The following is a 24,547-nucleotide window of genomic DNA, read 5'->3' as shown; positions in this document are numbered from 1 at the left end:
CCGAGACTCGCATGGTGGCAACCACCAAGCCCTACGCGCCGCCGCGGGTCCGGATCGTCCACAGCACGCGGGGCCGGCGACTGTTCGGCGGCGGTACCTCCGGCAACGAGCAGTTGACCGCGGCAACGGCCGTGATCCTGCTCGTGCTCTTCGGGGTGCTGGGGATCACCATCGTCGCGCTCACTCGGCTCCTGTGGCTGCACCTCTTCCTCGGCGTGCTGCTCGTCGGCCCGGTCGCGCTCAAGCTGGGCAGCACCGGTTACCGGTTCATGCGCTATTACACCGGCAACTCCGCCTATCGCCGTAAGGGACCACCGCACCCGGCGATGCGCCTGCTCGGACCGTTTGTCGTGCTTAGCACGCTGGCGGTGTTCTTCACCGGGCTGCTGCTGTTGATCGCCGGCCCCGGGGCATCGATGGCGCTGCGCGACCTGCACAAGCTCAGCTTTATCGCCTGGATCATGGCGGTCGGCCTGCATGTCCTCGGGCACCTGATGGAGCTGCCCGCTTCGCTGCGTGCGGTCAGCCATCAGGAGCGCCGCCGGCACAGGCTGCCGGGCAGTCAGGGGCGCGCGTTGGCGGTCATCGCGGCACTGGCCGGTGGGCTGCTGTTGGCGCTGGCGTTTCTGCCGCTGATCGACGCCTGGTCAGCCGCGGGACTGTTTAACCCGCGCTACTTCCACCCGTAGCCGGGGCGCCTGGCCAAGCCCGGCGATGGCGGCAGCGGGTATGCTCGCCCGCATGGACGATTGGTTTGATGAGCTCGCCGAGCTGCTGCGGATTCCCTCGGTCAGCGCCGACTCCGGGCACGCCCAGGATGTGACTCGCGCCGGTGAGTGGGTGCGTGACTTCATTCTCGGAGCCGGTGGCGGCGCCGAGCTGGTCGACTGGCACGGCCAGCCGCTCGTGATCGGCGAGATCGCCGCCAGCACGCAGGCGCAGCACGCACCGACAGTGCTCTGCTACGGCCACTTTGACGTTCAGCCGCCCGACCCGCTGGCGCTCTGGGAGTCCGCGCCGTTTGAGCCGGAGATCAGGGGTGACCGTATCTACGGGCGGGGTGTCGCCGACGACAAGGGTCAGCTGTACATGATGCTCGCGGGGGCGCGCGCGCTCGCGCGCTCAGGCACGCTGCCGGTCAACGTGCGCTTCGCCTGCGACGGCGAGGAGGAGACGGGCGGGCACTCGATCGTTGAGTTCCTCGAGGCCGACGAGCGCGGCGCCGATGCGGCGGTGATCTTCGACTCCGGCATGATCGCCGAGGACCGACCCGCCTTCAGCATCGCCACACGCGGGTTGGTCTACTTCCATCTGGAGCTTTCAAGCGGCAGGGTGGACCTGCACTCGGGCGTCTACGGCGGCGCCGCGCTGAACGCCGCACACGCCCTGATTCGCACGCTCGACAGTGTGATCGCACGCGACGGCCGCCTGGCGGAGCCGTTGCGCGAGGGCATCGAGCCACCCACGCCGCAGGAGCTCGCGGACTGGGCGGCGCTGCCCGGCGGCGCTGCGGAGCTGGCCGATCAGGGCGCGCGCCCAGCTGACCGGCAGGCCACGGAGGCCTTCTATGTGCGCACCTTCGCGGAGCCGGCACTGGACGTGAACGGCATCGCGTCGGGCTCGCCGCAGCTCGAGAAGACGGTGCTGCCCGTGCACGCCAGCGCCAACGTCTCGGTGCGCCTGGCCCCAGGGCAGGATCCCGACGCGATCGCTGACGCCTTCGAGCGGCTGCTCGCCGCCGCCACGCCGGATGGTGCTGAGCTCACGGTGACGCGCAAATCATCGGCCCGGCCGGGGATCGTGCCGCCGGACGCGCGGGCCCTCAAGCTCGGCCAGGACGCCTTCGAGCGGGTGCTGGGCGTGCGGCCGGCGCTGATCCGCACCGGCGGCACCCTGCCGATCGTCGCGGCGCTCGCCGATCGCCGGATCCCCGCGATCATCACCGGGTTCTCGCTGGCGGACTCCAAGATCCACGCGCCCAACGAGAACCTGCTGGCGCGCTACATCCCGCTCGGCACCGAGGCTGCGGCGGCGCTGTTCACGTCCCTCGGTGAGCTTCGCTAGCTCGCGCGGCCAGCGGGCCGCGCGAGCCTACGTTCGCGCCGTCACGGAATCTGTGAAACTGCTCATGGTTCTGCTTCTCGAGCCTGGCGATCGTCCGGCTCCGCGCAGGCCGCCAATCGAGACACTGGAGAGATGAGCGTCATGAAGTCAAGCCTTGAAATCGCCCAGGAAGCCACACTGCAGCCGATCGAAGCGATCGGCGCGGCGGCAGGCCTGGAGCCGGAGGAGATCGAGCCCTACGGCCGCTACAAGGCGAAGCTATCCCTGTCGGTGCTCGACCGGCTCGCCTCACGCCCGGACGGCAAGCTCATCTGTGTCACCGGCATGACCCCCACCAAGGCTGGTGAGGGCAAGACGACGACGCTCGTGGGTCTGACACAGGGCCTCGGCGCGATCGGCAAGCGGTCGGTGGCCTGTCTGCGCGAGGCCTCGCTCGGCCCCGTGTTCGGCATCAAGGGTGGTGCCGCCGGTGGTGGGCTAAGCCAGGTGGTCCCGATGGAGGACCTCAACCTGCATTTCACCGGCGACATCCACGCGATCGGCGCCGCCAACAACCTCCTGGCGGCGATGATCGACGCCTCGATCCTGCACGGCAACCCGCACCGGATCGACGCGCTGCGGGTCGGCTGGCGTCGCGCTGTCGACATCAACGACCGTGCGCTGCGCGACATCACGATCGGGCTCGGCGGCCGCGCCAACGGCTACCCGCGTGAGACGGGCTTTGACATCACCGCGGCCTCGGAGGTGATGGCGATCATGGCCGTCGCACGCGACCTCACGGACCTGCGTCGGCGGTTGGGGGCGATCACGGCCGCCTACTCATACGACGGCGGCAAGCCGATCACCGCCGAGGACCTGCGCGCCGCCGGGGCGATGGCCGTGCTGCTCAAGGATGCGCTCAAGCCCAACCTGGTGCAGACGCTGGAGGGCCAGCCGGTACTGATGCACTGCGGCCCGTTCGCCAACATCGCCCACGGCAACAACTCGCTGATCGCCGACCTGATCGGCATGAAGCTCGGTGACTACGTCGTCACCGAGTCCGGGTTCGGCGCCGACATGGGAATGGAAAAGTTCTTTGACATCGTCTGCCGCTTCGGCAAGCTGACGCCTTCGGCCACCGTGCTGGTGAGCACCGTGCGTGCGGTCAAGCATCACGGTGGGCTGGACGATGACGCGCGCACCGATCGCTCAAACGCGATGCACGCGATCGAGGCGGGCTTCGCCAACGTCCGCCGTCACCTGCGCACGATCGCGACCTTCGGCGTGCCGGCGGTGGTCGCCGTCAACCGCATGCCGGGCGACACCAACGAGGAAGTTGAGCTGTGCAGGCGCCTGGCGCTTGAGGCCGGCGCCTTCGCGGCTGAGGTCAACGAGGGCTTCATGAAGGGTGGCGCCGGCTCAGCCGCGCTGGCGGCTGCGGTGGTCGAGGCGTGCGAGCAGCCCAACACCTTCCACCAGCTCTACCAGGACGACGAGCCCATCCAGGACAAGATCGAGGCGGTGGCCACCAAGGTCTACGGCGCCCGCGAGGTGTACTACTACCCGGAGGCTGAGGCGAAGCTCGCCCAGTTCACGCGCGAGGGGCTTGCAAAGTTCCCCGTTTGCATGGCAAAGACGCATCTGTCGCTGTCGTCGGACCCGACGCTGCGGGGCGCACCTGAGAACTTCACCCTGCCGGTCCGCGACATTCGCGCCTACACCGGCGCGGGGTGGCTTGTGCCGCTGTGCGGCGACATCGTGCAGATGCCCGGGCTTGGCAAGGCCCCGGCGGCGGTGAACATCGACATCGACGAGAACGGACGCACCGTCGGCCTGTTCTAGGCCGGTCCCGGGGCGGGGGTGAGCGCCGCGATGAGCGCGCTGGCCGACGAGCAGCTGAGCGAGATCCTCAGGCGGATCGAGGCGCGCACACCCGCACCGGCCAGCGGCAGCGCCGCCGCGGTCGTGTGCGCCACCGCCGCCGCGCTGGCCGGGATGGTCGCCGCCTATCAGGGCGAGGCGCCGGCTGGCGTCGCTGCCGGCGAACGTGCGGCTGCGCTCCGCCTGCGGGCGCTGGCGCTCGCGCAACAGGACATCAGCTCCTACGCGCCTGTCCTTGAGGCGCTGCGCCTGCCGCAGGCGGCTGCGGGTCGCGACGCTCAGCTCGCCCGGGCGCTGGCGGCTGCGGCCGAGGTTCCGCTCCAGATCGCCGAGGCTGCGGCGGAGGCGGCCGAGCTGGCGGCAGAGCTCGCGCAGGGCGCAAGCAGACATGCGCTCGGCGACGCCGCCACGGCGGCGACGCTGGCGGAAGCGGCGTGTCGTGCCGCGGTGCTGCTGGTGGAGGTAAACCTGCGCGGTGCCGGCGAGGACGAGCGGCTCATTCGGGCCGCTGCGCTGGCGCGCAGGGCGGCTGCGGCACGCGCCGGCGCGCTGGCGCTCGCCTGCGGTTGAGCCTGGGGATCGCTTTCTGGGAAGCGCCCGCCGTCTGTCCAGGGCCTCCCGCCTGCGCCCCTGCAAAGCTTCTGGGCCGTGCCCACGACACTGATCATCGGCCCTGCAAACGCCGCCAAGGCGGGCGCCGTGCTTGGCGCCTACGCACTTGCTGCGCGCCGTGATGCGCTGCTGGTGCTGCCGACCAGCGCCGACGCCACGCACTACGAGCGTGAGCTGGCGAGTCCCGGTGTGACGCTCGGTCGCGCGCTTACGTTCCCGGGACTGATCGACGAGATCGCCTTGCGGGCCGCCTACAGGCGTGGGCGGCTTGGGGCAACGACACGCGAGCTCGTGCTGCGTCGCGTGCTCGCGGCGGCGCGCCTGGAGGCGCTCGAGGGGCCCGCGGGTGCGCCCGGGTTCGCGCGCGCGGCGGGCCGGATGATCGCCTCGCTGGAGCTGGCGCGTGTCGATCCACAGCGCTTCTCGCAGGCGATGCGCAGCTGGTCACTTCAGGCGCACGGTGCTTCAGCGCTGGCCGCCGACCTGGCTGGGATCTACAGGCGCTACCGCAGAGAGCTCGACGCCCTCGACCTGGTCGACGCCGAGCTGTTCGCCTGGGAGGCGCTGGACGCGCTGCGGGCCCGCCCTCAAACCTGGGGGTCGACGCCGCTCTACCTCTACGGCTTCGACGATCTCACGGCGATCGAGCTTGACGCCGTGCAGACGCTGTCTGAGCGGGTCGGCGTTGCCGTCACAGTGGCGCTCACCTACGAGCCGGGCAGACCGGCGCTGGCCGCTCGTGCAAGCGTCGTCGAGGAGCTGCGAGCGCACGCGCACACGGTCACGGAGCTTGAGGCCCGCGACGATTACTACGCCCCCGCCGCGCGCAGCGCCTTGCACCACCTCGAGCGCCAGCTGTTCGAACCAGAAGCCAGCGCGATCGACCCGGGACCGGCGGCCCTACTGATGGAGGCGGGCAGCGAGTGGTCTGAGGCCGAGCTGGTGGCGGCCGAGGTGCTCCAGACGCTGCGCGCAGGTGTGGCGCCAAGCGACATCGTCGTGGTCTGCCGCAACCTCGAGCGCTCCGGGGCACGGCTCGAGCGGGCGCTCGAACGCGTTGGCGTGCACGTCACCAGCGCCAGACGGGTGCCGCTCGCGCACACGGCGCTCGGTCGTGCGCTGCTCGGGCTCGTGCGCTATGCGCTGGCGCCGCTCGCCGGTCGCGACGTGTCGGACCTGATCGCATACCTGCGCCGTCCCGGTGTGGTCGCCTCAACAGATGCCCTCGACGCCTTCGAGCAGCAGGTGCGGCTCGCGGGTGGCGACTCCGGTATGGTGATGCGGACAGGCGGAGCGCAGCTGCGCGCGGCGCTTTCAATGGTGGAGCGCCTGCGCGTGGAGACGGATCGTCTGCCTGCCGTTGGCGAGGTGACGCGCTGGCTCTTGGCGGCGCCCGACAGGGAGCGGGCGCCGCTGTTTCAGGCGGCCGAGCGCGTTGACGCGCACGCGGCCACGGTGGTGCTGGACGCGCTCGCGGAGCTCGCCGATTTGCGCGGGCGGCCGGTGGCGGGCACGGAGCTGATCCTGGCGCTCGAGTCGCTGCAGGTGCCCGTCCACGGACCGCCCGGCCGAGACGCGGTGCTCGTCTCCGACCCGCTCGCGATCCGTGCACGGCGCTTCAGGCATGTCTTTCTCACCGGCCTGTGCGACGGTGAGTTCCCGAGCCTCGAGGCCAGGGGCGCCGACCCGCTGCTGAGTGACGAACGCCGCCGCGAGGTCGCGCTCGCAAGCGGCTTGGCACTCCCGCCGGCGCCGGATCCGCTGGAGCGCGAACGCTACCTGCTCTATGCCTGTCTCTCGCGTGCCACCGACCGGATCTGTGTGAGCTACCGCAGCTCGGATGCGGACGGCAACCTCGTCGTAGCCTCCTCCTTCCTGGATGAGCTGGTCGCGGTGTTTGGGGAACCGTGGCTGGAGGCCAGACGGCGCAGGCCGCTTGCCGATGTGGCCTGGGAGCCGGACCTTGCGCCGACGCGACGTGAGTGGCTGCTCGCCCGTGAGCTGGTCGCTGCTCGCCAGCTGCCCGGGCTCGCGCCGGCCGTGGCGACCAAGCAGCTGTCCGCGCGCGTCATGACACACGTGCGCCACCGGCGCGTGATCTCCGCCGGTGCGCTTGAGGCGTATGCCGCGTGTCCGGTGCGCTGGCTGGTCGAACGCCAGCTCAAGCCACAGCAGCTTGACCCCGAGCCGGAGGCGTTGGCCCGTGGCTCCTACATGCATCGGGTGCTCGAGCGCGTGTTCAGGCAGCTTGATGACGGCCTGACACCGGCCACGCTGCCACGGGCGGAGGGTCTGCTGGCGGAGGCGATGGGCGGCCACGACACGGCGGCGGAGCGCGCGCGGCTGGCGGTCGATCAGCCGGCCGAGGTGCGGGCCGCGATCCTGCGCGGGATCGAGGCGGAGCTGCTGCGCTACCTGCGTGCGGAGGCTGGCGATGGCCGTTCGAGCAGGCCACTCGCGGTCGAACTGCGCTTTGGCCTGGGCCAGGACGGCGACGGCGAGCCGGGACCGGTGCCGCTGCGCGACGGCGACGATGTGGTGCTGCTCGGCGGCATCATCGACCGGGTCGACGCTGCCCCGCTGCCCGGCACGCTCGTGGTTCGTGATTACAAGAGCGGTGCCAAGAACGCCAGCTGGCCGGCGGCGCGCTGGCGCTCCGACAATCAGTTGCAGGTGGCGCTCTACATGATCGCCGCCGGGCGACTCCTGGACGCCCGCGCCGTGGCCGGCTTCTACCAGCCGCTCAGCGGTGATGATCTGCGTCCCCGTGGCGTCTATGAGGCCGGTTTCGATCCTGGTCCGCGCGCCGTCAGCCGTGACGAGCTGGCGCCCGAGGAGCTCGACCTTCTGCTGGCCGGCCTGGAGCGCGATGCTGTCGCACTGGCCGGGCGGCTGGGGCGCGGCGAGTTGACCCCATGCCCTGAGCGCTGCTCGCCGGAGGGTCTGTGCAGTCACCCTGGGATCTGCTGGGCGCGACGCTGATGGATTTCACACCCGAGCAGACAGAAGCGATCACCCGCAGCGACGGCGAGCTGCTGCTCGACGCCGGTGCCGGCAGTGGCAAGACGGCGGTACTCGTCGAGCGCTTCGTGCGAGCCGTGCTCGAGGATGGCGTGAGCGTCAGCCAGATCCTCGCGATCACGTTCACCGACAAGGCGGCCGCGGAGCTTCGCGAGCGCGTGCGCAAAGCGCTCCGCAAGGCAGGCGAGCGACAGGCGGCAAATGCGGTTGACGGCGCCTGGATCTCGACGATCGACGCCTTCTGCGCGCGCGTGCTGCGGCTGCACCCGCTGGATGCGGGCCTGGACCCCGAATTCTCTGTGCTTGACGAGCGCGCCGCCGCGCCGCTGCGCCAGGCTGCCTTCCGGCGTGCGCTGGCGGCCTGCGCCCGGACGCAGGCCGGTGCGCACCTGATCTCCGCCTACGGCGCGACGGCGCTCTGGGGCGCGGTGTCGACGACCTACGCGGAGCTGCGAACCAGGGGGGCGTTGGCACCGACCCTCCCGCCGCCCCCGCCGCCCCCCGACCCGCGGGACATCCGCAGCTCGATCCTGCGGGTGCAGGCGTCCGCCGCGTCTGCGCTGGCTGAGCTGGGGGCGCTTAGCTCGCCGGGACGAAGGGTGCTGGACGCGCTCGCCCTGCTCGAGCGCGTGACCGAGGGGATCCCGTCCGCAGCGCTGTGGCCTGGGGAGCTCGAGCGTCTGCGACTGGGGATCGGGGCCGCAGCGCTGCGCACCGACGCTTGCGAGCGCTACAGGCTGGCGCTGGCCGAGCTCGAGCAGCTCGCCGGCGCGGCGGCGGTCGCCACCGTGCACGACGGCCTGAGCGCACTCCTCGAGACCTACGGAGAGCACTACGCGCGGCTCAAGCGCGAACGTGCGGCGCTCGACTTCTCCGACCTCGAGCTGTTTGCGCGGGACCTGCTGGCGAGCCGTGAGATCGGCTCGCGCTACCGGGAGCGCTTTGCCCGGGTGATGGTCGATGAGCTGCAGGACACAAACCAGCTCCAGCTCGAGCTGGTCGACCTGGTCGCCGGTCCAAGCCTCGTGATGGTCGGCGACGCCCAGCAGTCGATCTACGGCTTCCGGCATGCGCAGGTCCAGCTCTTCGAGGAGCGCGGCCGGCGACTTGACCGCCTCGGCGCACGCCTGTCACTGCAAACGAACTTCCGCTCCCGTCCGGAGATACTGAAGGCTCTCAACGCCGCCTTTGCGACCGCGCTGGGCGAGTCCTTCAGACCGCTTTGGGCCGGCCGTCAGGTGCAGCCGGTAACGGTTCCGCTGGTTGAGCTGATCCTCGCCGACCGTGACGGCGCGCCGACGGGCCTCGAGGCCGACGTCGAGCAGCTCTCCGCGCCGTGGCGGGTTGCCGAGGCGCGTGCCCTGGGGGCACGCATCGCCGAGCTGATCGCAAGCGGCGAGGCGCGCCCCGGTGAAATCGTCGTGCTGCTGCGCGCCACCACCGGAATGGGAATCTACGAGCGGGCGCTCGATGCTTTCGGCGTACCGAGCTACGTCGTCGGTGGGCGCGGCTTCTGGGCGGCGCCACAGCTGGTGGAACTGGTTTCCTACCTGCGTGCACTCGCCAACCCGCGCGACGCGGAGGCGCTGGCCACGGTTCTGTGCTCGCCGCTGTGCGGCCTGACGCTCGATGGTCTGGTGCTCACCTTCGCCGCAGCCGAGGACCAGCTCGAGGCCGGAGACCGGGCACGCCTGGATGACTTTCGTGACTGGTTTGCTGCCGAGCGTCGGGCCGCGATCTGGCTGGGCGCGGAGGAACTGATCGACCGGGCGCTCCTCCACAACGGCTACGAGCGAACGCTGGCACAGCGGCCCGACGCTCGCCAGCGGCTGGCGAACGTCCGTAAGCTGATGGCGCTGGCGCGCGACTGGGAGCAGGCGCACGGCAGCGACCTGCGCGGCTTCGTGGACCAGCTGCGTGCTCAGGCGCAGGCGCCTGAGGGCACGGCGGAGAGCGAGGCGCCGGTCGAGAGCGAGGCCATGGACGCCGTGCGGATGATGACGATCCATCGCTCCAAGGGACTTGAGTTTCCGGTCGTGTGCGTGGCGGACCTCGGCCGACAGGTGCAGAGCAGGTCTGCGCCGATCGTGGTCGTCGGCCGCGACGGTTCAAGCCTTGGGTTGCGTCTCAAGCAGCCCGGGCAGGGGCGTGCGGTCTCTGCGCTCGACTACGACGCGCTCAGGGCGCAGGCGCGCGAGCGCGAGCTCGAGGAGGAGCGGCGGCTGTTCTACGTCGCCATGACGCGTGCGCGCGAGCGCCTGATCGTCTCTGGCGCGGCTCGCTTCGACAGCTGGGAGCAGTCCAACAGCCAGGCGCCGATCGGTTGGGTGGCTCGGGCGTTTGTCCCGGACATCGCCGAGCGCGTCGCCGCCGCCGCGGCCGCTGACACGCTCGCCAGCGGTCCGCTTGAATTTCGCGGCGAGCATGGGGTGCTGGTGCGGCTGGTCGGCTCGACGCCGCCCGTGCCCGCCGTGGCGCCGATTGCGGCGTTTGCGGCGGGGCGCGGCTCGGGAGCTGGCGCGGGCGGGCTCGATGCCCCGTCGCCTGCAGCCGCCCCAGGCGCACCCGCGGGCACCGAGCCCGGCCCCCAGCCCGGCGCCCAGCCCGGCCCCCAGCCCGGCGCCATGAAGCTCTCCTACAGCGCGCTTGCGCTGCACGAGCGCTGCGGCTACCGCTTCTACCTTCAGCGCGTGCTCGGCCTCGCGGACGCACCGGGAGCCGTCATGGGCGCCGGCCGCGAGGGCGGCGAGCGCGGCCGTTCGAGAGCTACCGTCGCACCGGGGCGTAGCGGCGCCGAGCGTGGCGTCCTGATCCACCGGTTGCTGGCCGAAATCGACTTCCGCAGCCCGTCGCTGAGCGGCGCAATGCCTGCGGATGTGCGGGCTCTGCTGGCGAGGTTGATCGGCAGCGAAACCTTTGTGAGGCTCGCGGGTGTGCGTGAGCGCCGCAACGAGCAGCGCTTCGCCTTTCCGATCGGCGAGACGCTGATCACGGGTGTGTTTGACCTCGTCGCGCGGGAGCGGACCGGCGCGCTCCTGGTTGTCGACTACAAGAGCGACAGGCTTGGCGGCCTTGATCCGCACGAGCTGGTCGCTCGCCGCTACGAGATCCAGCGCTCGCTCTACGCGCTGGCCGCGCTCGAGCTCGGTGCGCAGACCGTCGAGGTCATGCACCTCTTCCTGGAAGCGCCTGATCAGCCGGCATGCAGGCGCTACAGCTCCGCGGACGCGGGCGCTCTGCGCTCGACGCTGGCACGGCGCGTGGCCGCGGTCCTCGGCCCCGGCGCCAACTACGGTGTGACCGACAGGCCCGGCCGGGAGGTCTGCGAAGGGTGCCCGGCTCAGGGCGGGCTGTGCTCGCACCCGCTCGAGGTCACGGCCGTCTGATCCCCGCCGGCCTCAGGGCTCGCGCGGGGCGGGAGCCCTGAGGCCGGCGGGGTCTGCGCCTGTTGGCCCACTGCCGGCCCGCCGAGCCGGCGGGCGCCGGCCGGCTGATCGCTGCCGAGCAGTGAGCGCGGCCAGCGTCGGCCCGCGATCACTGTGTTGAGCTCGGCGCAGTAGAGCGTGATTCTGCAACCGAGCTGCAGCCAGGCGAGGATCCCGAGCACCACCGCGAAGGTGCCGTACGCGGTGTCTGAGTGCGCGATGTGCCCAACGTAGATCCCGCCGACGGCTTGCAGCAGCGTCCATACGAGCGCCGCGGCCACCGCTCCTGGGAGCAGCTCGCGCCAAGGGGCCCGCCATGCGCACAGTAAACGGAACGAGGCCAAAAACAGGCAGAGGTTGACGAGCACCGAGACGGCGAGTCCGAGAATCACGAGGGGGGCACCACCAAGGCCGCCGCCGACGAGCCCGGAGGCGCCCGAGGCCAGGAAGAACAGCAGCGCCAGGCCCGCCAGCAGACCCAGGCCACGGACCTTCTTCTTGATGAAGCCGGTGCGCGCCGCACGAGGGACCTCCCAGATCTGCTCCAGCGCGTTCGACATTGCGCCGGTGACAGCCGATCCGGACCACAGCGACAGCACGATTCCGACCACCAGCGCCAGTGCATCACCACGCAGATGTCGCTGGCGCAGGGTGCTGCCGATCACCGGGAAACTGCCGAGCACCGACCTGCTGACCGACCGCATCAGCGACGGGTCGCCCGCCAACACGTAACCCAGGACCGTGACGAACACGAGCAGCAGCGGGAAGATCGAGAAGAACGCGTAGAAAGCCACCACCACCGCCAGGTTGGATGCCTGATCGTCGCTTGCCTTCTTGACGGTTGCGACCAGCAGCGCGAGCGGCCTGTGCCGCTGCTGCCAGCTGTCCAGGCGCTGTATCGGTGTGGCCGCCGTCATACAACGTGAGTGATACCCGCTTTGCTTGCTGTCAGCGTTGAACCCCAGCGTCGAGGCGTGCATGCCTGCTCAGGCAGCGTCGCCGTGCTTGAGCACGCCTTCGATCTCGAGCAGGCGGCGCTTGATCTGCAGCCCGCCGGTGTAACCGCCAAGCCCTCCGTTCGCATGCAGAACGCGGTGGCAGGGCACCACGATCGGCAGCGGGTTTGAGCCGAGCGCCGTGCCCGCGGCACGGTAGGCGCGGTCGTTGCCCGAGCGGCCAGCTATCTCCCTGTAGCTAACCGTCTCGCCAAACGGGATCAGCGACGTCTGCTCGAGCACCCGGCGCGTGAACCCGGTTTTGACAAGGGCGAAGTCGAGTGCGATTGCAAACTCGCGGCGGCGTCCGGCGAAGAACTCGTCAAGCTCTCGACGTGGCGCCTCGAGCCTGCTTGGCGCCCTCAGCACACGCGGTGACAGACGCCTGGCGATCAGTTCGAGTGCCGCTTCGACGTCGCTCTCCGTGCGCACGTATTGCACGCAGACCAGGCCCGTCGCCGTTGTCGCCAACAGCAATCTGCCCAGGGGCGAGTCCTCCACCGCATAGGCAACGTCCATCAGGCCGGAGCGCGCAAACGCCTCTGTCAGATCAGGTGGACCACTCAACGCCGTGCTCCTCTCGTAGCCGCTTGAGCCCCTCGTGGACATTGCGTCTGGCCGCCGCCTCGCTGATCGCCATGGTCGCGGCGACCGTGGCGTAATCGGCGTCCAGCAGATGGCGCAGGACAACAGCCGCCCGCTGCTTGGGTGCCAGCCCACAGATCGCGGCCCAGAGATCCTCAGACAGCCTGCCATCGGCGCGCTGGCATTGCGCCGCTGGCGCCGTCGCGGCGGCGTCGAGCGCCGCCAGCAAAAGCGGGGTGCGTTGGCGGCGGCGCTGCAGGTCAAGCGCCTTGTGCGCGGCGATCGTGAACAACCAGCCACGCAGGTTGCCGGTGTGCGCCAGCGTCGGGTACGCGCGCAGCGCGGCCAGCCAGGTCTCCTGATAGCAGTCCTCGGCGTCTGCCCGTCCCACGCTGGCCACCAGGAAGCCATACACGTCGCGGCCGTGGTCGTCGAGCAGTCTTTGGAAAGGGGGAGGGGTCATCCATGCAATAGAACGCGCGGGAACCGACATTGTGAGGTCCAGCCGTGCTGAGCCTGCGGCCGGCCTGTCGCTGGCTGCGCACCCGCACCGCATCCCGCGTGCGCGCCTAACGTGCGCCCGCACGCGCGCGCCCCGCGCGCGCCCCGCGTGCGCCCCCGCGTGCGCCCCCGCGTGCGCCCCCGCGTGCGCCCCCGCGTGCGCCCCCGCGTGCGCCCCAAAGGGTGGCAACAAACCCGGTAGCCTCTATAAACGTAGGCTCAGGCTCACACGCCTCCCGCCACGCTCGCCCAGCCGAGCGGATCCCTGAAAGCCGATGAACCACGCACCCGAACCGATGGCCGCCAGCCGCGGCCTGTACCAGTCCTCAGCCGAACACGACGCCTGTGGTGTGGCGCTCGTGGCCAAGCTCTGGGGTGAGGCGACGCATGCCGTTATCGAGAAGGGCATCGAGGCGCTCGGCAACCTGGAGCATCGCGGTGCCGCCGGCGCAGACCCCAACACCGGTGACGGAGCCGGCATCCTGCTGCAGGTGCCCGACGCCTTCTTCCGCGGCGTGGCGGCTGGCATCGAGCTGCCGCCGCTCGGTCGCTACGGCGTCGGCGTCGTTTTTCTGCCCACCGATCCCGAGCGTCGAGTCGAGCTCGAGCAGATGATCGAGGCGCGCGTTCGCGGCGAGGGACAGCGCGTGATCTGGTGGCGTGACGTACCCACCGACGATCGCTATGCGGGCGAGACCGCCCGAGCCTCTCAACCCTACATTCGCCAGCTGCTGATCGCGGCGGCCGAGGACCTGCCTGATCAGGATGCGTTCGAGCGCAAGCTCTACGTGATCCGGCGCCTGATCGAGCTCGAGGCGGGCGCTGAGCTGTCCTTTGCCAGCTTCTCCTCCCGCACGCTCGTCTACAAGGGGATGCTGACCGCACCGCAGCTGCCGCGCTTCTTCACCGACCTGCGCGACCCCCGCCTGGCGAGCCGTCTGGCGCTCGTGCATTCGCGCTTTTCCACCAACACCTTCCCGAGCTGGACGCTGGCCCACCCGTTCCGGATGATCGCTCACAACGGGGAGATCAACACCCTGCGCGGCAACGCCAACTGGATGCGGGCGCGCGAATCGCAGCTTGCCTGTGAGCTGTTCGGCGACGATCTGGGCCGGATCCTGCCCGTGATTCAGCCGCAGGCCTCCGACTCGGCCGCCTTTGACAACGTGCTAGAGCTGCTGGTCCTGAGCGGCCGCTCGATCCCGCACGCGATGATGATGATGATCCCCGAGGCCTATCGCACCCGCCGCGACCTGGATCCGGACGTCCGGGGCTTCTATGACTTTCACTCGTGCCTGCTGGAGCCCTGGGACGGGCCGGCGGCGGTTGTCTTCACGGACGGCAAGATCGCCGGCGCGACGCTCGACCGCAACGGGCTGCGTCCCGGACGCTGGATCCAGGACACCGAGGGCTACGTGGTGCTCGCCTCGGAGGCAGGCGTGTTGACCGTGGCGCCGGAGCACGTTGCGCGCAAGGGTCGTCTGGCCCCGGGCAAGATGTTTCTGCTCGACCTCGAGCAGGGCAGGATCGTCGACGACGAGGAGGTCAAGCGCCACGTTTCGCGACGCCAGCCCTACGGTGACTGGTACCAGCAGGCGGTGGTCCACATCGACGACCTACCCGAGCGCGAGCCACGGGTGCCGCGGATCGAGCCGCTGCGGGCCAAGCAGCTCGCCTTCGGTTACTCCCAGGAGGATCTCAAGCTGATCATCGCGCCGATGGCGGCCAGGGGCGAGGAGCCGGTCGGGTCGATGGGCAACGACACCGCACTGGCGGTCCTCTCGGATCGCCAGCCACCACTCTTTGCCTACTTCAAGCAGCTCTTCGCGCAGGTCACCAACCCACCCATCGACCCGTTGCGGGAGCAGGTCGTGATGAGCCTTCAGGTGGGCGTGGGACGTGAGCGCAACCTGCTGGCGGAGCTTCCCGAGCAGGCTCACCAGCTGGTCATGGACCAGCCGATCCTCCGCAACCACGAGCTCGAGAAGCTGCGTCAGGTGTCGCATGAGATCTTCGACGCCGCCACGCTCGACATCACATGGCCGGTGCAGGACGGCGAGGACGGTATGGCCCGACGCCTGGACGCACTCTGCGAAGAGGCGGCCAGCTACGTTGACAACGGCGCGAACATCCTGATTTTGTCGGACCGTAACCTGGGGCCCGAGCGCGCGGCGATGCCGTCGCTACTTGCCGTCGCCGCCGTGCACCAGGACCTGGTGCGGCGTGGTACGCGCCTGACCACCGGTCTGGTGATCGAGTCCGGCGAACCGCGCCAGATTCACGACATGGCCACCCTGATCGGCTTTGGTGCCTCCGCCATCAACCCTTACGTGATGTTTGAGTCGCTCGACGAGCTGGCCGACCGGGCGCTGCTGCCGGAGGATCTTGACCGCGACGAAGCGGAGAAACGGATCGTCAAGGCGATCGGCAAAGGACTTCTGAAGACGATCTCCAAGATGGGAATCTCGACGATCCAGTCCTACTGCGGCGCCCAGATCTTCGAGGCGGTCGGTCTCGAGCGCGAGCTGGTTGAGCGTCACTTCACCGGCACCGCCTCACGAATCGGCGGCATTGGGCTGCGCGAGCTTGCCACCGAGGCGCTCGAGCGCCATTTCCGCGCCTACCCGCGCACGGAGCGCGAGCTGCTGCCGGTGGGTGGCGTGATGCAGTGGCGCCGCGACGGTGAGCTGCACAACTGGAATCCGGACACGATCGCCAAGCTGCAGCACGCAGTCCGCCGCCAGGGCGGGGATGGCTGGCAGACATATGAGGAGTTCGCGCAGCTCGCAGACGCCGAGGCGACCAGGCACTCCTCGCTGCGCGGCCTGATGAAGCTGAGGACCCTCTCCGAGCCGATCCCGCTCGACCAGGTCGAGCCGGCGGCGCAGATCGTCAAGCGTTTCACCACGGGCGCGATGTCGCTTGGCGCGCTCAGCCGCGAAGCGCACGAGACGCTGGCGATCGCGATGAACCGCCTGGGCGCCAAGTCCAACACCGGCGAGGGCGGCGAGGACCCGATGCGCTTCACGCCCGACGCCAATGGCGACGACCGGCGCTCGAAGATCAAGCAGATCGCATCGGGCCGTTTTGGCGTCACGACCCACTACCTGGTCAACGCCGACCAGCTTCAGATCAAGATGGCACAGGGCGCCAAGCCCGGCGAGGGCGGGCAGCTCCCCGGACACAAGGTCGACGCCTACATCGCCCGGATCCGCCATTCGACCGAAGGGGTTGGCCTGATCTCACCGCCCCCCCACCACGACATCTATTCGATCGAGGATCTCAAACAGCTGATCTACGACCTGCGCTGTGCCAACCCGCAGGCGAGCGTGTCGGTCAAGCTCGTCAGCGAGGTCGGGGTCGGCACCGTCGCCGCGGGGGTGGTCAAGGCCAACGCCGATCACCTCACGATCTCAGGCGGAGAGGGAGGCACCGGCGCCTCGCCGCAGTCTTCGATCCACGGGGCTGGCATGCCCTGGGAGATCGGTCTGGCCGAGACGCAGCAAACACTGATGCTCAACGATCTGCGCAGCCGCGTGACGGTGGAGGTCGACGGCCAGATGAAGACCGGCCGTGACGTCGTGGTGGCCGCGCTGCTCGGCGCCGACGAGTTCGGCTTCTCCACCGCGCCGCTGATCGCGATGGGCTGCATCATGATGCGCGTCTGCCACCTGAACACGTGTCCGGTTGGTGTAGCCACGCAGGATCCCGTGCTGCGCGCCCGCTTCAAGGGCACGCCCGACCATGTGATCAACTACCTGATGCATGTCGCCGAAGAGGTGCGCAGGCTGATGGCGCAGCTCGGCATCCGGCGCTTTGAGGAGATGATCGGTCGCAGCGAGCTGCTCGACACAGAGGCGGCGATCGATCACTGGAAGGCCCAGCGGGTTGACCTCTCGCTGGTGCTGGCGAGCCCGGAGGTGCCGGCGGAGGTCGCCCGGCGGCGCTTGCGCGGGCCGGAGCCGGTGCTCGATGACGCGCTCGACTGGGCTCTGGTCCGGCAGTGCGCCCCCGCGCTCGAGCGCCGCGAGCCGGTCAAGCTCGGACCGATCGGCCTGCGCAACGTCAACCGCACGGTCGGGGGCATCCTCTCTGGCGAGATCAGTCGCCGCCTCGGCCCCGACGGGCTGCCGGACGACACCATCAGCATCGAGTTCACCGGTTCGGCCGGGCAGAGCTTCGGCGCCTGGCTCGCATCCGGCGTCACCCTGACCCTGCGGGGCGAAACCAACGATTACGCGGGCAAGGGGATGTCCGGTGGGGTGCTGGTCGTGCGCCCGCCCGAGGCGGCGCTGTTCCGTGCGGAGGAGAACACGATCGTCGGCAACACCGTGATCTACGGTGCCACCTCCGGCCGCGCCTTCTTCCGCGGCCTGGCGGGCGAGCGCTTCGCCGTGCGCAACTCCGGTGTCGTGGCGGTGGTGGAGGGCGTGGGTGACCATGGCTGCGAGTACATGACCGGCGGACGGGTGGTCGTGCTCGGTCCCACAGGACGCAACTTCGCCGCGGGCATGAGCGGCGGCATCGCCTACGTCTACGACTCCGACAGCCGCTTCGCCGGCCGCTGCAACACCGACCTGGTCGACCTAGAGCCGCTCACCGAACAGGACGATGAGGAGCTGCGGGCACTGATCGCCGAGCACGCGCAGCGCACCGGTTCGCTGGTGGGGCGCAACGTGCTGGCGCGCTGGGAGCACGCGCGCGAGCGCTTCGTCAAGGTGATGCCGCGCGACTACCGCCTGGCGCTCGAACGCCAGGCGCGGCAGGCCGTCGCCGCCGGCCCGCTGGCCGGCAGCGACGCTCGAGCGGTCAGCGCCGCGGGAGCCGATCGCCGTGGGTGAACTCCGCGCCTTCCTGACGATCCACCGCGTGGGCTTCGACAAGCGCGACCCGCGCGAACGCGTGGCGGATTACGAACCGTACTTCAAGCTGCAGGCTGAGTCTGAGGTCAAGCGTCAGGCTTCCCGTTGTATGGACTGCGGCGTGCCGTTCTGTCACGAGGGATGCCCGCTCGGCAACCTGATTCCGGACTGGAACGACCTGGTCTACCGCGACAAGTGGCGCGAGGCGATTGACGAGCTGCACGCGACCAACAACTTCCCGGAGTTCACCGGGCGCATCTGTCCGGCGCCGTGCGAGTCCGCTTGCGTGCTGGCGATCGCCGACGAACCGGTGACGATCGAGCAGGTCGAGCTCGCGATCGCGGAGCGAGCCTTCGCTGAGGGATGGATCGTGCCGGAGCCGCCCACAAGGCGCTCGGGCAAGAGCGTCGGCGTGGTGGGCGCAGGTCCGGCCGGTCTGGCGGTGGCGGCTGAGCTGAACCGCATAGGTCACCGGGTGACGGTCTACGAGCGCGACGAGGGCCCCGGTGGTCTGATGCGTTTTGGTGTGCCCGACGCCAAGCTCGAGAAGGACGTGATCGACAGGCGGGTTGCGATCCTGGAGCAGGAGGGAGTCGAGTTCAGCTACAACACTGAGGTTGGAGTTGACGTTGAGGTCCAGCGGCTGAAGGGTGATCACGACGCCCTGGTCGTCGCGATCGGCTCACGTGTATCGCGCGACCTTGACGTTCCGGGCCGCGAGAACGCAGGCATCCACCTCGCGATGGACTACCTGTACCAACGCAACCGCTGGGTGGCCAGGCAGGCGGGCCGGCCCGCACGCGAGGTTGATCCGGCACAGACGATCACCGCCGCCGGCAAGCACGTGATCGTGATCGGTGGCGGGGACACGGGCATGGACTGCATCTCCAACGCGCTGCGCGAGGGGGCAGCCAGCGCCCGGATCCTCGACGTCTACGCGGAGCTGCGCAATTCGGACCCGCGACACCCGTGGCCGCTGCCACCCAAGCGTACGGCGATGACCTACGCACTGGAGGAAGGCGGAGAGCGGCGCTGGGGCACCGAGGTGGTCGGCTTCGGCGGCGCGCAGGGGCAGGTCACGCATGTCTACGCGCGCAAGGTGACCGGCGCTTCATCGCGTGATCTCACGCCGGTTCCCGGCAGCGAGTTCGTTGTCGACGCCGACCTGGTGCTGATCGCGATCGGCTTCGAGCATCCCGAGCACGACGGGCTTGTGGCGGATCTGGCGCTGGATCTGGACCGCCGCGGCAACATCCGCACCGAACGCACGTACAAGACCTCGCACGAGGGTGTGTTCGCCTGCGGTGATGCGCGGATCGGCCAGTCGCTGGTTGTGACGGCCATCGCCGAGGGCCGCAAGTGCGCGCGTGTGGTCAACCGCGCGCTCGGGGGCACGCCCATGGACCAGGACCGGGAGCTTTTGGCGATCGGCGCCTGGAGTGGTGAGCCTGACAGCACCCTGCGTCACGAGGCGGAGGCGGCCGGCACCGTGCGTCCCGGAGATCAGTTCTTCACCGGCCCGGGTCAGCGTCGCGAGTCTGACTGAAGCCGCGCGCGACTGTTCTTTGCCTTTTCTTCACCGGGCGACCGCCTCACAGCGGCTACGTTTAAGCGGCCAAGCGTTGGGTGGAAAGACCCCGCCCAAGCAGCCGGAGAAATGCGCCCCCACTTCTCCGGCCAGCTGGGAGGCCCGGATGGAACCGGGTCTCCCAGCACCAACCCTGATGCTGCCGGCGTGTCAGGATTAGAGCCGTGCCCAGCTTCTGTCGTCATAACCGCCTGCTCGCCAACTGCACGATCTGTGCCCGTGAGCAGAACTTTGAGGTGCGCCCGGTCGTCTCCTCCAGTGCTCCCCGGTCAACGCAACCGCGTGTCCGTGCGCCAAGGCCGACGCCTGCGGCACCGGGGCGCGCGCGCGCGACGCCCCGTCCGGTCGCCGGCACCCGCGCCGGCGGCGTGCGCGTGCGGCGCCTGGCCCGCGGCGCCGACGATGGTTACAGCTCGCCACTGGTGCCCGGGCTGCGTTCTGGCGAGGACGCCGCCCGCTTGGCCGGCGAGATCGGCTTCGCCGCCGCTCGGCTCGAGCTGATGGCGAGCGTCGCGGCCGGCGAGCGCTTGCAGGACGCGCCTGGGGCCTGGCGCGAGCTGGTGGCGCCCGATGATCTCGGCGCCCGCACCGAGCGCGCGATAGAGCATGTGCTGAGCGGCCCGCGTGGCATCGACTCCGAACCTCTGCGGGGGGCCGCGCTGGCCGCGGCGCGAAGCTGGGGCGAGCGCCAGGGCTCGCTGGCCACCGGCCTGGCTGGCGACCCGGCCTGGGCGCCCGACCGGCGCTTTGATCGTGACTTCGAGCGCCTGGGCACACTTCACGGCTTCACCCGTGATGTCAGCTTCGAGCTGCTCACGCTGCTTGGCGGCCTCGGCCTCTACGCGCTGGCGGCGGGCCAGCTGTATCTGAGCGGCGAGAACGAGGCGACGTGGGCGGCCAAACGGGCGTTCGGGATCGGCGAGCGGCAGTTGCTCGAGCGCCGGGCGGCGAACCTGGCAGATGCCTGTGAGGTCCCGCTGGCGGCCCTCGACCTGGCGTTGCACGACTGGGGGACGGGTGCGCGCGCCGCCGGCGAGGCGGACGCTGATCCAGAGGTCATGTCGGTGCTTCAGCGGAAAGCCCTGCACGCGCTGGGAGTCCCCGACCCAACCGTCTGAGCGCGCATGGCTCCGTCCGGCCGGGCGCCTACATTGCGCGGCGGAGAACAAGCCCTAGCCGGAGCCACCATGTCACTTTGCTTCATCGAGCCGCAGGACGCGATCCGCGTCATCGCCGATTCAGTCGGTCGCGAGGCGCGACGCCAGATCCTCGGAGAGGTCGTCGCAGCCTGGGTCGATGAGATCCCCGAGTCGGACCTGCTCTCGCACTACTCGCGCGCGGTTGCCGACCTTGACGAGCATGACCTCTCGCTGCTCGCCGCCTGGCACGCATCGCTCGAGGTCGGCCATCCGGTTCCGAACAAGGAGTTCCTCGTCAACGTCTTCCCGTCGCTCGGCGAGAACCGGCGTGAGGCGCTGCGCATCGCTGCCGGCTTTCGCGGCGAGGATGCCTTCGACGCTGGGCTCGGCGATGATGAGGCTCTGGACCAGGTGCTGCCGTGGCTGACCGAGGCGCGCTGCAGGCGCCTGGCCGCCGAGTGCCTCGAGCTCTACTGCTGGGACCGTCTGGGCAGCGAGAATTAGGCCCGGCAGCGCGCCCTGCCGCCGCTGCTTCGCTGCGAAGCACCTAGGCTTTGGCCGGCTAGCCCAGCGGGTCGGCCAACACGTACACGCCGGTGCCTGGTTCACCTCGGGTGACACACTCGAACGCGTAGGCGCGCAGCGCTCCGATACTCACGCTAGCGCCGCCGGCGCGACCGGCGACACGCCGTCCGCGCAACCCCGCTTCGTCGTCTTCGCTTTCGCCGAGCCACAGCTCGATCCCGACCCGGACCGGCTCACCGGCGCTGTTGTAGGTCGTTGAAAGGCGTGGGTCGAGCACGAGCGGCTGCTCCTCGCCACGCGCCGTGACGCTGATCTCGTCGCCCTCACCGCTCGACGCCCCGGGGCGGCGAAGTGCAAGCACGCCCAGCTCCTGCCCAGCCGGGAACCAGGAGCCAAACAGGCGCATCGAGCCGCCATCCTGCGCCAGCCCCACGGCGGTCCTGATGCCTGTCCCGCGGAGCTTGCGCGTCGCCCCGTCGAGCGCCAGCGTGCCGAGCACCTGGCAGTGCTCGATCGGTGTCGCGGCGGGTGTGGCGCTGCCCGTGGGCGTCGGTGTGACCAACAGCTCACAGCCCGAACCATGCAGCGACCAGGTGTCACCGTCGATCGCGACATCCACCGGTGTCGGGTCGAGCATCCCGGCATGCAGGCCGCCGGCCGCCAGGCCGGCCTGCTGGTCGATCGCGGCGATTCCCCAGAGCTCCAGATCGGGATCGGCGAAGATCGCCAGCTGGAGGCCTTGCGCGTGCATGGCGCTCATGCTTTCAGCTGTGGCTCGTTCACGTCGGCCGCTGTGGCTTCGGCGTCGTAGTCGTCAGGTCTGTGGCGGCCGCCACGGCCCGGGTTCCAGCTGGCGGCGCCCGCCAAGCGCGTGAGCCAGGCGCTGCGCTGGTTGCGCGCCACCAGCGGCCTTACCAGAGCCCGTGTGGGCGGCAGCAGCAGCAGCACGCCCACCGCGTCGGTTATGAAGCCCGGCACCAGCAGCAGCAACGCCCCGAACAGCACCAGCGCGCCGTCCAGCACCTCTTTGTCGGCAGTCCTGCCGGCGAGCAGCGCATCGCGCAGGTGGCGCAGCGCGGCTCGCCCCTGATGGCGGATCAACCGCCAGCCCACGGGCCAGCTCACGATCAAGAGCAGGATCACCCAGAGAAAGCCGATCGCCTCCGAGAGCTTGATGATCACGTAGAGCTCGGCCAGCGGCCAGAGCACGAGGAGCACGAACCAGATCATGGGGATTGAGCTAAGCCTAGTGAGCGGCGTACTCGCGCGCGGCTGCGAGGTCCTGGCTGGTGGGCGCGCTGCCGGGGTCGATGAAGGTCTGGATCAGCAGGCCGTCAACCGCAGCGATGATCAGGGACGCGAGGTTGCGCGCCGCGTCAGCGGCGATCTGCTCTTCGCCGGGCTCTCTCAGCAGTGCCGCCACGCGGTCTCGCTGCCGGTTGTAGTGCGCCGCGAGTTGATCGCGCAGCTGCGGCGAGCGTGCGCTGCGCGCCAGTGCCTCGATGTAGGCGTGGTGGTAGGGCCGGATCGTCTCGTAATGGTCGAGCACGGTCCGTAGCGAGTCCGCCAGCGTCGGTGGCTCCGGGCCTGAGCCGATGCGCGTGGCACGGATGACCGCGTCGGTCCACTCCTCAAACTCCAGCCCGATCGCCTCGTTGAGCAGCGCCTCCTTGGAGCCGAAGTGGTAGCCGATCGATCCGAGGTTGGTGTTCGATGCGGCGACGAGATCGCGGGCGGTGATGTTGCCGTATTGGCGCTCGCGCAAAAGAGCGCGGGCCGCCTGGAGCAGCTTGGCGCGATGCGTGGAACGGGTGGCGGTTGACGCGCTCATCTATACAACGTATAATACTTTGTTCTAGATGGTTATCAAGCGTGAGGAGCCGTGACCGTGACGCCACCACCATCCGTGCAACCACAGCCGGCAGCTGCAACTACCAGGAGCTGCGAGCGCACGCTGCGGCTGGCGAGCGTCGACGAGGTGCCGCAGGTGGCGCGCGCGCTGGCCGATGCGTTCATCGCGGACCCGGTGTGCAGGTGGTTGCTCCCGCCGGGCCCGCGGTTCCGGGCTCGGTTGCGCATCATGTTCACCGCTGAGCTTCAGCTGTATGTGTTGCGCAACGGCGGTACCGTGTGGACGACCTCCGAATACGACGGCGCGCTGTGCGTGCTCGCGCCTGGAACCTGGCAGATGGCCGCTTCATTCGAGCTGACGGAGGCGCTCAGATGGGCCCGCGCGTTTGGGATGCGCTTGGCGCGCGCCGGCCGCGTGCAACAGGAGCTCCACAAGCGACATCCACAAGCGCCGCACTTCTATGTGCGATGGGTGGGAGCGCGAGTCGCGCGACAGGGCCAGGGGCTCGGCACGGCGCTCCTGCAATCGGTTCTCGCCGAAGCCGACCTGGCCGGGCTGCCGGCTTACATCGAAGCCAGCAGCGAACGCAGCGCAGCGCTGTACGAGCGGCTCGGCTTCGAGCACACCGGGGTCCTCACGCTACCCGGTGGCGGACCAACGGTCTGGCCGATGCTCAGACCGGTGGTCGCACCGTAGATCTGCGGGTCGGCACCCGGAGCCGCCGTCGCACCGACGGCCCGTCCGGCCCGCGCCCGCCCCAGGTCCGGGTCTCAGGCGACTGCCGGTGCCGCCCAGCCGTCTGCGACCATCTCGACGCCGGGTAGGCGGTCCAGTCCGGCTATTTCGATCAGTTGCATGATCTGCGGCTGCGGGGCCTGCAGGAGCAGGCGGCGACCGCGGCGGCGCAGACGGTGCGAGAGCGTCGCCAGATCGAGGATCAGCGTCATGTCCGCGAACGACAGGTCGCGCATATCGACCATAACGTCGCTTGGGGCACGGAAGGCGAGCACCAGCGCGCGGCGCCGGAGGCTCTGAGTGCTTCGGTCCTCGTCTCCGGCGCAGAGCAGCACCGGCGGATTGTCGGCGAACTCGATGATCTCCCAAACTTACAAAAGCAACCGGCGGTAACGCAACCTTAACTTTGGCTCAATGCTGCGAAACCGCCGTAAACTGGTAGAGATGATCACCGTTGACGAGGTAAACGACGCCCTGCGCGAGGTCATTGACCCTGAGCTCGGGCTCGATTTCGTCGAGCTGGGCCTGATCTACGGGGTCGAAATCGACCCCGCCGGTGCCGTCAAGGTCACCTACACGCTCACCACGCCGGGCTGTCCGATCGGTCCCCAGGTGGACGAGCAGATCAGGGAGTTCGTGGGCGAGATCGAGGGTGTCAGCGCGGTCGACTCGGAGCTCGTGTTCACGCCGCCGTGGTCACCTGAGCTGATGAGCGAAGACGCCAAGTTCGCGCTGGGCTTCTGAGCCTCGGACGCCCCGCGTCTCCGGGCGCGGCCATCCCGT

At 69.7% G+C, this 24,547-nt stretch carries 19 protein-coding genes; 12 read left to right on the top strand and 7 right to left on the bottom strand.

All coding sequences use genetic code 11. From position 1 onward, the window contains the following. Positions 1-14 precede the first annotated feature (14 nt). The 6 genes from M3M54_RS07340 to M3M54_RS07315 all read left to right on the top strand — a co-directional run bounded on the left by M3M54_RS07340 (position 15) and on the right by M3M54_RS07315 (position 10,943). Entirely contained in the window at positions 15-689 is a 675-nt protein-coding gene (locus M3M54_RS07340) for a hypothetical protein (RefSeq protein ID WP_249021525.1), read from the top strand. 52 nt (positions 690-741) lie between these two features. Then, a complete protein-coding gene (locus M3M54_RS07335; protein ID WP_249021524.1) occupies positions 742-2,064 on the top strand; it encodes a M20/M25/M40 family metallo-hydrolase in 1,323 nt (440 codons plus the stop codon). Between the two features lie 132 nt (positions 2,065-2,196). Beyond that, entirely contained in the window at positions 2,197-3,885 is a 1,689-nt protein-coding gene (locus M3M54_RS07330; RefSeq protein WP_249021523.1) for a formate--tetrahydrofolate ligase, read from the top strand. A gap of 30 nt (positions 3,886-3,915) precedes the next feature. After that, on the top strand, positions 3,916-4,494 hold the full coding sequence (locus M3M54_RS07325; RefSeq protein ID WP_249021522.1) for a cyclodeaminase/cyclohydrolase family protein: 579 nt from the start codon (positions 3,916-3,918) through the stop codon (positions 4,492-4,494). Positions 4,495-4,572: 78 nt separating this feature from the next. Further along, a complete protein-coding gene (locus tag M3M54_RS07320; RefSeq protein WP_249021521.1) occupies positions 4,573-7,518 on the top strand; it encodes a PD-(D/E)XK nuclease family protein in 2,946 nt (981 codons plus the stop codon). Then, positions 7,518-10,943, top strand: coding sequence for an exodeoxyribonuclease V subunit beta (locus M3M54_RS07315; RefSeq protein WP_305883100.1), 3,426 nt, complete (start codon positions 7,518-7,520; stop codon positions 10,941-10,943). The genes M3M54_RS07320 and M3M54_RS07315 overlap by 1 nt, the downstream gene beginning before the upstream one ends. On the opposite strand, the gene M3M54_RS07305 is transcribed toward M3M54_RS07315, so the two are convergent. From M3M54_RS07305 to M3M54_RS07295, 3 genes are all read right to left on the bottom strand, one after another. Further along, positions 10,898-11,899 carry a YihY/virulence factor BrkB family protein gene (locus M3M54_RS07305; protein WP_249021519.1) on the bottom strand — a complete coding sequence of 334 codons (1,002 nt, stop codon included), beginning with the start codon at positions 11,897-11,899 and terminating at the stop codon, positions 10,898-10,900. The two genes, M3M54_RS07315 and M3M54_RS07305, sit on opposite strands and share 46 nt — an antisense overlap. Positions 11,900-11,968: 69 nt before the next feature. Next, complete coding sequence (locus tag M3M54_RS07300; RefSeq protein WP_249021518.1) at positions 11,969-12,544, bottom strand: methylated-DNA--[protein]-cysteine S-methyltransferase; 576 nt, start codon at positions 12,542-12,544, stop codon at positions 11,969-11,971. Further along, the gene (locus M3M54_RS07295) at positions 12,528-13,025 is read right to left on the bottom strand and encodes an RNA polymerase sigma factor (protein WP_249021517.1); all 498 of its coding nucleotides are present in this window, start codon (positions 13,023-13,025) and stop codon (positions 12,528-12,530) included. Before M3M54_RS07295 ends, M3M54_RS07300 begins: the two co-directional genes overlap by 17 nt. Before the next feature lie 313 nt (positions 13,026-13,338). On the opposite strand from M3M54_RS07295, the gene gltB reads away from it, so the two are divergent. The 4 genes from gltB to M3M54_RS07275 all read left to right on the top strand — a co-directional run bounded on the left by gltB (position 13,339) and on the right by M3M54_RS07275 (position 21,156). Next, positions 13,339-17,904 (top strand): glutamate synthase large subunit, encoded by a 4,566-nt coding sequence (gene gltB, locus M3M54_RS07290; protein ID WP_249021516.1) that lies wholly within the window; start codon positions 13,339-13,341, stop codon positions 17,902-17,904. Continuing rightward, on the top strand, positions 17,897-19,471 hold the full coding sequence (locus tag M3M54_RS07285) for a glutamate synthase subunit beta (protein ID WP_249021515.1): 1,575 nt from the start codon (positions 17,897-17,899) through the stop codon (positions 19,469-19,471). Before gltB ends, M3M54_RS07285 begins: the two co-directional genes overlap by 8 nt. A gap of 206 nt (positions 19,472-19,677) precedes the next feature. Further along, positions 19,678-20,631, top strand: a complete 954-nt coding sequence (locus tag M3M54_RS07280) for a hypothetical protein (protein WP_249021514.1) — start codon at positions 19,678-19,680, stop codon at positions 20,629-20,631. Between the two features lie 69 nt (positions 20,632-20,700). After that, positions 20,701-21,156, top strand: coding sequence for a hypothetical protein (locus M3M54_RS07275; RefSeq protein WP_249021513.1), 456 nt, complete (start codon positions 20,701-20,703; stop codon positions 21,154-21,156). 58 nt (positions 21,157-21,214) lie between these two features. Here M3M54_RS07275 and M3M54_RS07270 read toward each other — a convergent pair whose 3' ends face one another. Genes M3M54_RS07270 through M3M54_RS07260 form a run of 3 tightly spaced genes read right to left on the bottom strand, consistent with a single transcriptional unit; the run spans position 21,215 to position 23,008 of the window. Next, positions 21,215-21,937 carry a hypothetical protein gene (locus tag M3M54_RS07270; protein WP_249021512.1) on the bottom strand — a complete coding sequence of 241 codons (723 nt, stop codon included), beginning with the start codon at positions 21,935-21,937 and terminating at the stop codon, positions 21,215-21,217. Then, on the bottom strand, positions 21,934-22,407 hold the full coding sequence (locus tag M3M54_RS07265) for an FxsA family protein (protein ID WP_249021511.1): 474 nt from the start codon (positions 22,405-22,407) through the stop codon (positions 21,934-21,936). The genes M3M54_RS07270 and M3M54_RS07265 overlap by 4 nt, the downstream gene beginning before the upstream one ends. Before the next feature lie 16 nt (positions 22,408-22,423). Then, positions 22,424-23,008 carry a TetR/AcrR family transcriptional regulator gene (locus tag M3M54_RS07260; protein ID WP_249021510.1) on the bottom strand — a complete coding sequence of 195 codons (585 nt, stop codon included), beginning with the start codon at positions 23,006-23,008 and terminating at the stop codon, positions 22,424-22,426. Between the two features lie 57 nt (positions 23,009-23,065). Here M3M54_RS07260 and M3M54_RS07255 point away from each other — a divergent pair, with 57 nt between their 5' ends. Beyond that, a complete protein-coding gene (locus tag M3M54_RS07255) occupies positions 23,066-23,725 on the top strand; it encodes a GNAT family N-acetyltransferase (protein WP_249021509.1) in 660 nt (219 codons plus the stop codon). A 74-nt stretch (positions 23,726-23,799) separates the two neighbouring features. Here M3M54_RS07255 and M3M54_RS07250 read toward each other — a convergent pair whose 3' ends face one another. Beyond that, positions 23,800-24,099: an STAS domain-containing protein gene (locus tag M3M54_RS07250; RefSeq protein ID WP_249021508.1), complete on the bottom strand. Its 300-nt coding sequence runs from the start codon at positions 24,097-24,099 to the stop codon at positions 23,800-23,802. 109 nt (positions 24,100-24,208) lie between these two features. On the opposite strand from M3M54_RS07250, the gene M3M54_RS07245 reads away from it, so the two are divergent. Then, the gene (locus M3M54_RS07245; protein ID WP_249021507.1) at positions 24,209-24,508 is read left to right on the top strand and encodes a metal-sulfur cluster assembly factor; all 300 of its coding nucleotides are present in this window, start codon (positions 24,209-24,211) and stop codon (positions 24,506-24,508) included. Positions 24,509-24,547 lie beyond the last annotated feature (39 nt).

The organism is Conexibacter sp. S30A1 (assembly GCF_023330665.1).
Taxonomy (GTDB): Bacteria; Actinomycetota; Thermoleophilia; order Solirubrobacterales; family Solirubrobacteraceae; genus Palsa-465.
The sequence above is the reverse complement of the archived record's forward strand: the minus strand, read 5'-3'. Positions and strand labels throughout refer to the sequence as shown.

Excerpts from the sequence above, each read along its gene's own strand:
- M3M54_RS07335 (WP_249021524.1), top strand. The coding sequence starts at position 742 with ATGGACGATTGGTTTGATGAGCTCGCCGAGCTGCTGCGGATTCCCTCG.
- M3M54_RS07330 (WP_249021523.1), top strand. The coding sequence starts at position 2,197 with ATGAGCGTCATGAAGTCAAGCCTTGAAATCGCCCAGGAAGCCACACTG.
- M3M54_RS07325 (WP_249021522.1), top strand. The coding sequence starts at position 3,916 with ATGAGCGCGCTGGCCGACGAGCAGCTGAGCGAGATCCTCAGGCGGATC.
- M3M54_RS07315 (WP_305883100.1), top strand. The coding sequence starts at position 7,518 with ATGGATTTCACACCCGAGCAGACAGAAGCGATCACCCGCAGCGACGGC.
- M3M54_RS07305 (WP_249021519.1), bottom strand. The coding sequence starts at position 11,899 with ATGACGGCGGCCACACCGATACAGCGCCTGGACAGCTGGCAGCAGCGG.
- M3M54_RS07295 (WP_249021517.1), bottom strand. The coding sequence starts at position 13,025 with ATGACCCCTCCCCCTTTCCAAAGACTGCTCGACGACCACGGCCGCGAC.
- gltB (WP_249021516.1), top strand. The coding sequence starts at position 13,339 with ATGAACCACGCACCCGAACCGATGGCCGCCAGCCGCGGCCTGTACCAG.
- M3M54_RS07275 (WP_249021513.1), top strand. The coding sequence starts at position 20,701 with ATGTCACTTTGCTTCATCGAGCCGCAGGACGCGATCCGCGTCATCGCC.
- M3M54_RS07270 (WP_249021512.1), bottom strand. The coding sequence starts at position 21,937 with ATGAGCGCCATGCACGCGCAAGGCCTCCAGCTGGCGATCTTCGCCGAT.
- M3M54_RS07265 (WP_249021511.1), bottom strand. The coding sequence starts at position 22,407 with ATGATCTGGTTCGTGCTCCTCGTGCTCTGGCCGCTGGCCGAGCTCTAC.
- M3M54_RS07260 (WP_249021510.1), bottom strand. The coding sequence starts at position 23,008 with ATGAGCGCGTCAACCGCCACCCGTTCCACGCATCGCGCCAAGCTGCTC.
- M3M54_RS07245 (WP_249021507.1), top strand. The coding sequence starts at position 24,209 with ATGATCACCGTTGACGAGGTAAACGACGCCCTGCGCGAGGTCATTGAC.